The organism is Streptomyces sp. B6B3 (assembly GCF_039871525.1).
Taxonomy (GTDB): domain Bacteria; phylum Actinomycetota; class Actinomycetes; order Streptomycetales; family Streptomycetaceae; genus Streptomyces.
In genome coordinates this window covers 1-10,745 of the sequence record NZ_JBDPLU010000048.1, presented here as the reverse complement: position 1 = coordinate 10,745, position 10,745 = coordinate 1, and the positions used below count along the sequence as shown (strand labels likewise).

General features: G+C 73.8%; 10 protein-coding genes. 6 read left to right on the top strand and 4 right to left on the bottom strand.

Annotated elements, in window-relative coordinates:
- Positions 1-56: 56 nt before the first annotated feature.
- A complete protein-coding gene (locus ABGB06_RS39140) occupies positions 57-1,064 on the bottom strand; it encodes a Gfo/Idh/MocA family oxidoreductase (RefSeq protein WP_347600432.1) in 1,008 nt (335 codons plus the stop codon).
- A 148-nt stretch (positions 1,065-1,212) separates the two neighbouring features.
- On the opposite strand from ABGB06_RS39140, the gene ABGB06_RS39135 reads away from it, so the two are divergent.
- Complete coding sequence (locus ABGB06_RS39135; RefSeq protein WP_347600426.1) at positions 1,213-2,184, top strand: aldo/keto reductase; 972 nt, start codon at positions 1,213-1,215, stop codon at positions 2,182-2,184.
- Positions 2,185-3,241: 1,057 nt separating this feature from the next.
- On the opposite strand, the gene ABGB06_RS39130 is transcribed toward ABGB06_RS39135, so the two are convergent.
- The gene (locus ABGB06_RS39130; RefSeq protein ID WP_347600423.1) at positions 3,242-3,922 is read right to left on the bottom strand and encodes a lysophospholipid acyltransferase family protein; all 681 of its coding nucleotides are present in this window, start codon (positions 3,920-3,922) and stop codon (positions 3,242-3,244) included.
- Between the two features lie 212 nt (positions 3,923-4,134).
- On the opposite strand from ABGB06_RS39130, the gene ABGB06_RS39125 reads away from it, so the two are divergent.
- Positions 4,135-5,298 carry a glycerophosphodiester phosphodiesterase gene (locus ABGB06_RS39125; protein WP_347600421.1) on the top strand — a complete coding sequence of 388 codons (1,164 nt, stop codon included), beginning with the start codon at positions 4,135-4,137 and terminating at the stop codon, positions 5,296-5,298.
- Positions 5,299-5,520: 222 nt separating this feature from the next.
- Complete coding sequence (locus ABGB06_RS39120) at positions 5,521-6,015, top strand: GNAT family N-acetyltransferase (protein ID WP_347600419.1); 495 nt, start codon at positions 5,521-5,523, stop codon at positions 6,013-6,015.
- A gap of 692 nt (positions 6,016-6,707) precedes the next feature.
- Here the strand turns inward: ABGB06_RS39120 and ABGB06_RS39115 are convergent.
- A complete protein-coding gene (locus tag ABGB06_RS39115) occupies positions 6,708-7,082 on the bottom strand; it encodes a hypothetical protein (protein WP_347600429.1) in 375 nt (124 codons plus the stop codon).
- 46 nt (positions 7,083-7,128) lie between these two features.
- The gene (locus ABGB06_RS39110; protein ID WP_347600416.1) at positions 7,129-7,503 is read right to left on the bottom strand and encodes a hypothetical protein; all 375 of its coding nucleotides are present in this window, start codon (positions 7,501-7,503) and stop codon (positions 7,129-7,131) included.
- 493 nt (positions 7,504-7,996) lie between these two features.
- Between ABGB06_RS39110 and ABGB06_RS39105 the strand changes: the two genes are divergently transcribed.
- Genes ABGB06_RS39105 through ABGB06_RS39095 form a run of 3 tightly spaced genes read left to right on the top strand, consistent with a single transcriptional unit; the run spans position 7,997 to position 10,694 of the window.
- Positions 7,997-9,061 carry an ATP-binding cassette domain-containing protein gene (locus ABGB06_RS39105; RefSeq protein ID WP_347600414.1) on the top strand — a complete coding sequence of 355 codons (1,065 nt, stop codon included), beginning with the start codon at positions 7,997-7,999 and terminating at the stop codon, positions 9,059-9,061.
- Positions 9,058-9,729: a methionine ABC transporter permease gene (locus tag ABGB06_RS39100; RefSeq protein WP_347600411.1), complete on the top strand. Its 672-nt coding sequence runs from the start codon at positions 9,058-9,060 to the stop codon at positions 9,727-9,729. The genes ABGB06_RS39105 and ABGB06_RS39100 overlap by 4 nt, the downstream gene beginning before the upstream one ends.
- Positions 9,726-10,694: a MetQ/NlpA family ABC transporter substrate-binding protein gene (locus tag ABGB06_RS39095; RefSeq protein WP_347600408.1), complete on the top strand. Its 969-nt coding sequence runs from the start codon at positions 9,726-9,728 to the stop codon at positions 10,692-10,694. The genes ABGB06_RS39100 and ABGB06_RS39095 overlap by 4 nt, the downstream gene beginning before the upstream one ends.
- The last annotated feature ends 51 nt before the right edge of the window (positions 10,695-10,745 follow it).

Genomic DNA, 10,745 nt, shown 5'->3' with positions numbered 1-10,745 from the left:
GGGGGGGGTCCGGGCGGGGAGGCGGCCCCCGCCGCCGTGGTCCGGGTCGGGAAGGCCTACTCGCCGGGGAAGCGGAGGCCGATGCGGTCGCGGACCGCGTCGAGGGTGCGCATCACCGCGAGGCTGCCCTCCAGCGGCACCAGCGGCGACTCACGCTCGCCGGCCCGCAGCGCCCGCATCACCTCGGCCGCCTGGTGGACGAACGTGCGGCCGGGCGTCGGGCCCGTGAACTCCTCCGGCTCCGCGCCCGCCCGGTGCAGCACGAAGCGTTCGGCGAAGAAGAAGCCACGGGGGAACTCGATCCGCCCCCGGGTGCCGGTCACCGCCCCGCGCTGCGGCGTGTCCGCGACCAGCGAGCAGCTCAGCACGGCGAGCGCCCCCGAGTCGTAGCCCAGCACCATGCCCGTGTTCTCGTCCACGCCGCCGCGCAGCCGGCCCCACGCGGTCACCTCGGCCGGCTCGCCGAGCAGCAGGTGGGCGAACGACACCGGGTACACGCCCAGGTCGAGCAGTGCCCCGCCACCCAGCGCCGGGTCCAGCAGCCGGTGCTCGGGCGCGTGCGGACCCGCGAGGCCGAAGTCGGCGTGCACCGTCTTCACCTCGCCGATCGCCCCGTCCCGCACCAGCTCGGTCATCCTCCGGATCACCGGATTGCAGTAGGTCCACATGGCCTCCATCAGGAAGACGTCCCGCTCCCTGGCGAGCGCCACCAACGGCTTCGCCTGGGCCTCGTTGAGGGTGAACGGCTTCTCGCAGAGCACCGCGCGCCCGGCCCGCAGGCACTGCGCCACGGCCGCGTGGTGCGCGTTCTGCGTGGTCGCCACGTAGACCACGTCCACCTCGGGGTCGGCGGCCAGTGCCGCCCAGCTGCCGTGCGCCCGGGGAATGCCGAAGCGCCGCGCGAACGACTCGGCCGAGGCCGTCGCCCGGGAGCCGACCGCCACCACCTCGGCGTCCGGCAGCGTGCCGAGGTCCTCGGTGAACCGCGCGGCGATCGCGCCCGTCGCCAGGATCCCCCACCGCACGGGCCGCTCGTCCCCGTCCCTGCCACCACTGGTCGGCATCCGCCTCGACCGCCCCTCGTTCACCCGTCTCATGCTCGGACCTTTCCGACATCGTAGTCAGCCCCCCGGGCCGGATCCGGGGCGCGACGTGCGGCGCGGGTACCGTGAGTCGTCCCACCGACCGTGCCCCACCAGGCAGGAGGCCACCGTGGCGCTCTCCCGCTTCGACCCGCATGCCACCCCGGTGGCCAGGATCGGCCTCGGTCTGGCCGCCGTCGGCCGACCCGGGTACCTCACGCTCGGCCGCGACCACGACCTGCCCGCCGAGCGCACCCCCGACGCGCTGCGGGCCCGCACCCACGCGCTGCTGGAGGCCGGCTACGCGGCGGGCGTGCGCTATCTGGACGCGGCCCGCTCCTACGGGCGTGCCGAGGAGTTCCTCGCCGACTGGCTGCGCGCCCGCCCGGACGCCACCGACGTGGTCGTCGGCAGCAAGTGGGGCTACACCTACACCGCGGACTGGCGTACCGACGCCGAGGTGCACGAGGTGAAGGACCACGGCCCCGCCACCTTCGACCGCCAGTACGCCGAGACCCGCGCGCTGCTCGGTGGGCGCCTCGACCTGTACCAGATCCACTCCGTCACCCCCGACAGCCCGGCGTTGACCGATCCGGCCGTGCTGGACCGGCTGCGCCGGCTCGCCGACTCCGGGGTCAGCGTCGGTCTGTCCACCAGCGGCCCCGGGCAGGCGGCGGCGATCCGCGCCGGCTGCGCGGTCACGCACCAGGGACGGCCGCTGTTCCGCGCCGTGCAGGCGACGTTCAACGTGTTGGAGCCCTCGGCCGGGCCGGCGCTGGCCGAGGCACACGCGGCGGGCCTCACCGTTATCGTCAAGGAGGCGATGGCCAACGGCCGCCTCGCCGCCGCCTCCGCCCCGCCAGCGGTACGCCGGGTGGCCGAGGAGACCGGCGCCGGGCCCGACGCCGTGGCGCTGGCCGCCGTGCTCCACCGGCCGTGGGTCGGGCTGGTGCTCTCCGGCGCCGCCACCGTGGCGCAGCTCTCGGACAACCTGACGGCCGCCGGGCGGCGACTGGACGAGGACCGGCTGGCCGCCCTGGACACCCTCGCCGAACAGCCGGACGCCTACTGGCGCCACCGCGCGTCACTGCCCTGGTCCTGATCCGGCACCACCCCGGTCAGTCCTCGGCCGCGGCAGGCGGCCACGGGAATCTCACGCGACGTTCGCGCCGCGACACACGACCTCGGAATTCCGGGCCGGCGTCGCCGTGGTGTTGCCGGAGGTTTTTTTCGCGTGGCCACGGATGAAACGCTGATTCCGGGCGCGTTGCGGGCCGAATCCCGCCCCCACCGACCGCCCTTGACCCCTCGCCGGGGCCCTGACTACGTTCGCTCCATGCCGATGCCCGCGGACTTCATCCAGCGACGCGCCGTCGACCTCATGCGCGTCGCCGCCTCGGCCTGTCGCTGACCGCGACGCCTCTCCCTCCTTTTCTCCTCCCTCCTTTCTCTTTCCGGTTTTCCGGCGTTCGCCATGCCGACCACCATGCCGTCCCGCCGGTGGCTTCGCTGTGCCCCTTTCAATTCCGAACGCACCAGGAATTCCGCATGCCCAGAAAACGCCCTACCCAGCCAGCCCTCCCTGGCCGACAACGTCCGCTACGCCAGCCGGTTCCGGCTGGAGCCGCTGACCTGGCTCTCCGCCATCGCCACCGCCACCGAGCGGCGCGAAGTCGACATGTCGTCGGCGCGTCAGCGCGAGTCGCGTCGTCACGTCCCACCTCCACGTCTCCACGTCGATGCCCGGACCGGTGGCCGGGGCCGTCCGGGGGGCGGACAGGCCGGTGGGCCCCGCTCGTCATCCTGACATCGGCGTGTGAAGCCCGGCTGGCCAGCCGTGACAGTCTCGTGTCCCCCGTGCGTGCCCGCGTGCCCCGTGGGCGGTGGGGGACCCCATCAGCCTGCCGGCTGGGGGAGCCGGGACGACCTGACGGCCGCCAGCCCTCCGACCCAACGAGGAGCGGCTGACGGCACCGCGCGTCGCTGCCCTGGACATCACGGGCCCGCCGGAGACGCGGCCGCCGGGCCGGGCGCACCGTGCACCGGGGCGGGCCGGGTGCCGGGCCGACACCTGAGCGACGGGCGGAGCGGCGACCGTTCACGTCGTGCGGCCGACCGGCCGGGCTCGGGCCCGTGTCCCCTCCTCAGGCCGGCAAGTCCTACGCGGCCTTCACCTTGGTGGCGTACATGTCGACGTACTCCTGCCCGGACAGCCGCATCACCTCGGCCATCACCTCGTCGGTGACGGCCCGCAGCACGTAGCGGTCCCGGTCCATGCCCTCGTACCGGGAGAAGTCCAGCGGCGCGCCGAAACGCACCGTGATCTGCCGGCCGCGGCCCAGCCGCGGCAGCCCCTTACCGCCCGGCTGCACCCGGTCGGTGCCGATCATCGCGAACGGCACCACCGGCGCGCCGGTCATCAGCGTCAGCCGGGCGATGCCGGTGCGGCCGCGGTACAGCCGGCCGTCGGGGGACCGGGTGCCCTCCGGGTAGATGCCGAAGACCCTGCCCTCCTCCAGCACCCGGCGCCCGGTCATCAGTGCCGCCACCCCGCCCTGCCCGCCGTCCCGGTCCACCGGGATCATGCCGACCGCGGTGAAGAACCAGGCCATCACCCGGCCCTTCAGGCTCCGGCCCGTGACGTACTCGTCCTTCCCGAGGAAGAGCACCTGCCGCTTGCTGATCAGCGGCAGGATGATCGAGTCGATGAACGTCAGGTGGTTGCCCGCCAGGATGACCGGGCCGGTGGCGGGCACACCCTCCGCCCCCTCGACCCGGGGGCGGAAGAAGAGCCTCAGCAGCGGGGCGAGGAGCATCTTCAACAGCACGAATCGGGACAACTTCCCCTCCGTTGGTCATGGGCATGCGTTCGGCCGCATGCCTCAGGACCATACTCGCGAGACGGCACTCCGCGCGAACGCGGATGGTTCGGACGGGCACCCGCCCCACCAGCGTCGACGGGCCTTTCCCCGCTGTTCGCCGGCGCGTTGCGGCGCCGGTGCGCGAACCTTCCTACGATCAGGCGATCCTGCGAACCACACCGGAGGCGACCATGGCAGCGCACCAGGCCGAAGAACACACCCCATCGACCCTGGGCCGGCGGGCCATGCTCACGGCCGCCGCGGCGGGCGCCGGTGCCGCGACGCTGCTGGGCACCACCCCGGCGCGGGCCGCCTCGCGCCCCGGAACCGCCGGCCACGACCGGCTGCCGGTGCCGACCGTCGTCGCGCACCGCGGCGCGTCCGGCTACCGCCCCGAGCACACCCTCGGCGCCTACCAGTTGGCCCTCGACATGGGCGCCGACGTCATCGAGCAGGACCTGGTGCCCACCCGGGACGGGCACCTCGTGTGCCGCCACGAGAACGACATCACCGGCACCACCGACGTCGCCGACCACCCCGAGTTCGCCGACCGCCGCACCACCAGGACGGTCGACGGCACGGCGCTCACCGGATGGTTCACCGAGGACTTCACCCTGGCGGAGCTGAAGACCCTGCGGGCCACCGAGCGCATCCCCGCCCAGCGCCCGAACAACGAGCTCTACGACGGCCGGTGGACCGTGCCCTCCTACGAGGAGGTGCTGGAGTGGGCGGCCGACCAGGCCCGCGAGCGTGGGCGCCCGGTGTGGCTCTACACCGAGACCAAGCACCCCACCTACTTCCGCGGCATCGGCCTCGGCCTGGAGGAGCCGCTGGCCCGGCTGCTGCGCCGGTTCCGCCTGCACCGGGCGAGCGCCCCGGTGTTCCTGCAGTCGTTCGAGCCGACCAGCATGGAGCGGCTCGCCCGCCTGGTGGACACGCCGCGGGTGGTGCTGCTCTCCTCGGCGAGCTCCCGCCCCTGGGACTTCGTGGCCAACGGCGACCCGCGCACCGTCGCCGACCTCATCACCCCGGAGGGACTGCGCGAGATCGCCGGCTACGCGCAGGGCATAGGGCCGACGCTCGACCTCGTCATCCCCCGAACGGGGGACGGCTCCCTCGGCACGCCCACCACTCTGGTGGGTGACGCGCACGCGGCTGACCTACTGGTGCACCCGTACACGATGCGCAACGAGAACGCCTTCCTGCCCGCCGACTTCCGGCGCGGCGACGATCCGAACCGCTACGGCGACGCCTTCGGGGCGCTGCGCACGTACTTCGACCAGGGCATCGACGGCATCTTCGCCGACCAGCCGGACACCGCGCTGCTGGCCGCGGCGGACTTCCGCGCCCGGTAGACGGGTGACGCCGCTTGTGACGGCGGTGCGTCAGCGGTGCGACAGAGACGGAAATCTCAGGGGCAGTTGACCCCTACACATTCCCCTCCGCACCCGCTCCCTTGCACAATGCTTCTGCGCGGCGCACACCCCCGCGCCGTCAGGGCTTACATCGGCGGGACGCGCGACCCTCATCTCCACGTGCGTTCCCGCCCGAGACCTCAGCTAGGGAGGCGTGTGTCCATGGGCATGAGTGTCACCATCGGCAAGGCGACCGAGCGGGACGCGGAGCAGATCCTGAAGCTCCAGTACCTGTGCTACCAGGCGGAAGCGGAGTTGTACGGCGACTACACGATCGAGCCGCTGACCGAGTCGCTCGCCGAGCTGAACGCCGAACTGCAGGGCGGCTGCGTGCTGGTGGCCCGGCTCGGTGAGGAGGTCGTCGGCTCGGTGCGCGGGACCGTGGACGCCCAGGGCACGGCGTCCATCGGCCGGCTCATCGTGCACCCCCGGATGCAGCGCCACGGCCTCGGCGGCCGGTTGCTGGCCGCGGTCGAGGAGCGGCTGTCGGCCGAGCGCGCCGCCGCCCGGTACCGCCTCTCCGCCGGCCACCGCAGCGGCCTGCGCCTGTACCGCAGGCTCGGCTACGCACCGGTGGCCACGGAGCAGATCACCCGTCAGCTGAACCTGGTCACCATGGAGAAGGAGGCCGCCCGCCCGCTGGCCGCCAGCGCGTAGCGCTTGCCGCGTTCGTCGCCGCGTCCCCGTCTGTCCGCCCGCCCCGAAGCGGGCGGACAGACGGGGTTCGCGCTCTCCGAGGGACCCGGTCCCTCGGCCACCCGCCGGACCACACGGCCGGCCACCCGAGGCACCCCAGCGCGCCCTCGGGGCGGCTCCACGGACCTGCAACCCCGGCCCACGGCCACGACCGCCGTCGCCCGGCTCCCACCTGCAGGCCACTCGCACGCGACCGTTCCCGGTCCGTGACCGGCTGCCACCGTCCCGTCCGCCCCGCCCAAGCCGCCGTCCCCGGTCCGCCGGGACCTCGCGCGGCACACCCGGTCGCCCCCATCTGTCACCCCTGCCCGGGGGCGTTCGTACCGGGGCTTCCGGCCCGGTACGCCGTGCGCTCGCGTGGCGGCCGCCGGTTCGACCGGTCCCATGCCTCTCATGGGCCCTGCCCGGGGGCGTTCGTGCTGGGGCCTTGGGCCCGGTCAAGCCGCGGTCCCGGATGCGAGGGGAGCCCGCGTGGCGTCACCGGCCCAACCGGTCGGACCCGTCTTCGTCGGTCCCGTCCGGAGGACGTTCGCGCCGTCCCGGCCGCCTGCCTGCCGGCCTCCGCCCACCGGCAGGGCACCCGGACCGGGGCCGTCGGTGCGACAGACGGCACGGCGCGGGCACCCTGTCGGCCCGGTCTCCGCCGGCAAGGCTCAGCGGGCCCTCCGGAGCCAGAGCAGGCCGGTCACCGGGAGGATCAGGGGGAAGAACAGGTAGCCGAGGCCGTAGTCGGACCAGACCGTCGCGTCCGGGAAGGCCGACGCGTCGAGCACCGTCCAGGTGCCCACGGTCAGCACCCCCGCCAGCTCCGCCGCGCAGCAGCCCAGCGCCACCCGCCGCGCCCGTTCGCCGCCGCGCACGAGCGAGACCGTGATGAACGCGTAGACCAGCGCGGCGACCGCCGACAGCAGGTACGCGAGCGGCGCCTCGTCGAAGCGCGTGGACAGCTGGTAGACGGACCGCGACGCGGCGCCCACCGTGAAGACGCCGTACAGCGTGACCAGCAGCCGCCCCGGCCCGTCGCGCAGGCTCGACCGGCCCTGCGCCGGTGACTCCGCCCGGCCCGCGGACTGCTCAGCCACCGGTGCCTCCCGCCCAGACGTCGGCGAGCCGCAACTGCAACACCGCCAGCAACAGCGCGCCCGCCGCCACCGTCGCCGAGCCCCACCTGCTGCGCTCGCCGAGCGCCACGATCGCCACCAGCGGCAGGCACAGCACCACGGCGAGCAGGTACGACACGAACACCCCGGTGCCGTCCCCGGCGGGCCGCTCGCCCCCCGCCAGCGCCACCGCCGCGACGATGCCCTGCGCCACCGTCAGCAGCAGCACCACGGCCATGCCCAGGTAGTGCCAGTCCTTGACCGGCTGTTCGCGCACCGCCGCGTACCCGCACCAGGCGGACAGCAGCAGCGCGGCCACGGCGACCGTGACCGTCAGCGGGGTCAGCATGCGGCCGACTCTACTGCCGGCGCTCGACCCGCCCGGCGCCTGGGGGCACCTCCCAGCCTTCCAGCCCGGGGGAGCGTGACGCCGGACGCCGCGGCGGCGTGGCGTTGGCCACAGGCCCCAGTCCACAGCCCTGACCGGCCGCGAACGTCTGTTTTACTGGTGCACATGACCACGACCCACGGCGGCCCGCACCAGCGCGCGGCAGCGATGCTGCCCGCCGCCCGCTGCCCGCGTCGAATGTGTCACCTCTGAGGGCCCACGCCTGAGAGCCGGTCTCGCGCCCCGAAGCGACCGCGCCCCCGCGCTCACCGCCGCTCTCGCCACCACCCACCGCGGAACCGCCCCAGCCCGGAAGGCTGGGAGGTGCCCCCACGCGCCGGCGTGCGCCGACGCGCGCCGGGAGCCCTGATCCGCCCCGCCCCGGCGGGACATGCCCCTGCCCGGTGACGCCCACCCCCATGCCGCCGGGCCCCGATAAGTGACGGACATCCCTGTGATCACCACCTCGGACCTGACCAAGGTCTACCGTTCCCGTGGCCGCGAGGTCACCGCCCTCGACGGCGTCGACCTGCACGTGCGACCGGGCGAGGTCTACGGCGTCATCGGCCGCAGCGGCGCCGGCAAGTCCACGCTCATCCGCTGCCTCAACCTCCTGGAGCGCCCCACCTCCGGCACGGTCACCGTGGACGGCCAGGACCTCACGGCGCTCGCCGGCCGCGGCAGCCGGGCCGGGGCCCCGTTGCGCCGGTCCCGGACCCGGATCGGCATGATCTTCCAGCACTTCAACCTGCTCTCCGCCCGCACCGTGCGCGGCAACGTGGAGCTGCCGCTGGAGATCCTCGGCCTGTCCCGCCGGGACCGCGCCCGCAAGGCCGCGGAGCTGCTCGACCTGGTGGGCCTGGCCGACCACGCCCGCGCCTATCCGGCCCAGCTCTCCGGCGGTCAGAAGCAGCGCGTCGGCATCGCCCGCGCCCTGGCCGGCGACCCCAAGGTGCTGCTCTCCGACGAGGCCACCTCGGCCCTCGACCCCGAGACCACCCGCTCGGTTCTGCGGCTGCTGCGCGACCTGAACCAGCAGCTCGGGCTGACGGTGCTGCTCATCACCCACGAGATGGACGTGGTGAAGTCCGTGTGCGATTCGGCCGCGCTGATGTCCGGCGGCCGGATCGTCGAGTCGGGCCCGGTCGCCGACCTGCTGGCCACGCCGGGCTCCCGCCTGGCCCACGAGCTGTTCCCGCTGGACGGCGGCCCGTCGGCGCCCGACCACACTGTCGTGGACGTCACCTTCCACGGCGGCACGGCCGCCCGTCCGGTCATCTCCCAGCTGGCGCGCCGGCACGAGATCGACGTCTCGATCCTCGGCGCCGCCATGGACACCGTGGGCGGCCGCCAGGTGGGTCGGATGCGCGTCGAACTGCCCGGCCGGTTCGAGGAGAACGTCGTGCCCATCGGCTTCCTCCGCGAGCAGGGGCTCACCGTCGAGGTCGTCGCCCCGGAGGACGCGGCCCGTTCCGCCGCGGGGTCGGCCACCGAGCTGGCGGGGGAGGGGACGCGATGACCTGGGCCGAGATGCAACCGCTGCTGGAGCAGGGCACCATCGACACGCTCTACATGACCGGCTGGTCCAGCCTGATCGCGGTGCTCGGCGGGCTACCGCTCGGCGTCCTGCTGGTGCTCACCGACCGCTCGGGCCCGCTGCGGAACGTCGTGGTGAACCGCGCCATCGGCGTCGTGGTGAACGTCGGACGTTCGCTGCCGTTCATCATCCTGATGGTGGCGCTGATCCCCGTCACCCGGTCGCTGGTGGGCACGGCCATCGGACCCACGGCGGCCATCGTGCCGCTGGCCATCGGCGCCATCCCCTTCTTCGCGCGGCTGGTGGAGACCGCCGTGCGCGAGGTGGACCACGGCCTCGTCGAGGCCGGCCAGGCGATGGGCGGCGGCACCTGGACCATCGTGCTGAAGGTGCTGCTGCCGCAGGCCCTGCCGTCTCTGGTCGCCGGGCTCACCACCACCGTCATCGCCGTCGTCGGCTACTCGGCGATGGCCGGCGCGGTGGGCGGCGGCGGCCTCGGCACGCTCGCCCTCACCTACGGCTACCAGCGCTTCGAGACCGGCTTCACGCTGCTCACGGTGGTGGTGCTCATCGTCATCGTGACGGCGATCCAGCTGCTCGGCGACGGCGTCGTCCGGCTGCTGTCCCGGCGCGAACGCGCCACCACATGAACACCCACCGCACCGACCGCGACCGCCCTCCCACCCGCACCGACCTCACCACCAGCAACACCCGTACCACCCGTACCACCAGTAAGAGAGAGGCACTTTTCGTGCGCACCCGAACCAGGACCAGCGTCCTCCTCGCGGCCACCGCCGCGCTCGCCCTCGGCCTCACCGCATGCGGCACCGACTCCGACCCGGGTTCGGGCGGCAGCGGCGGCGCCCAGGCCGACCCCTCGGAGCCCTTGACCGTCGCCGCCACCCCCGTCCCGCACGCCGACATCCTCCGCTTCGTCAAGGAGAACCTCGCCCAGGACGCCGGGCTCGAGCTGGACATCAGGGAGTTCACCGACTACGTGCTGCCCAACACCGCGCTGCAGAACGGCGAGGTGGACGCCAACTACTTCCAGCACCAGCCCTACCTCGACGACTTCAACGAGAACCAGGGCACCGACCTGGTCGGCGTCACCGGCGTGCACCTGGAGCCGCTCGGCCTGTACTCCCGCTCCGTCGACTCGCTCGACGAGCTGGGCGAAGGCGACACCGTCGCCATCCCCAACGACACCACCAACGGCGGCCGGGCGCTGAAGCTGCTCGCCGACAACGGGGTGATCGAGCTCGCCGAGTCGGCCGGCTCCGACGCCACCGTCTCCGACGTCACCGACGCCCACGGCATCAGCTTCGACGAGCTGGAGGCCGCCACCCTGCCGCGCGCCCTGGACGACGTCGATGCCGCCGTCATCAACGGCAACTACGCGCTCGAGGCCGACCTGTCGCCCGTCGAGGACACGCTGGCGGTGGAGGAGGCCGAGGGCAACCCGTACGCCAACCTGCTGGTCGTCCGCGCCGGCGACGAGGAGGACCCGCGGGTGCGCACCCTGGCCGAGCTCCTCACCTCGCCCGAGGTCGAGCGGTTCATCGAGGACACCTACCAGGGCTCGATCATCCCGGCCTTCGGGCAGCCCGCCTCCTGACCCGCGTCGCCCGGACCACCGTCGGGCCCCGGCCGTGTGCCGGGGCCCGAC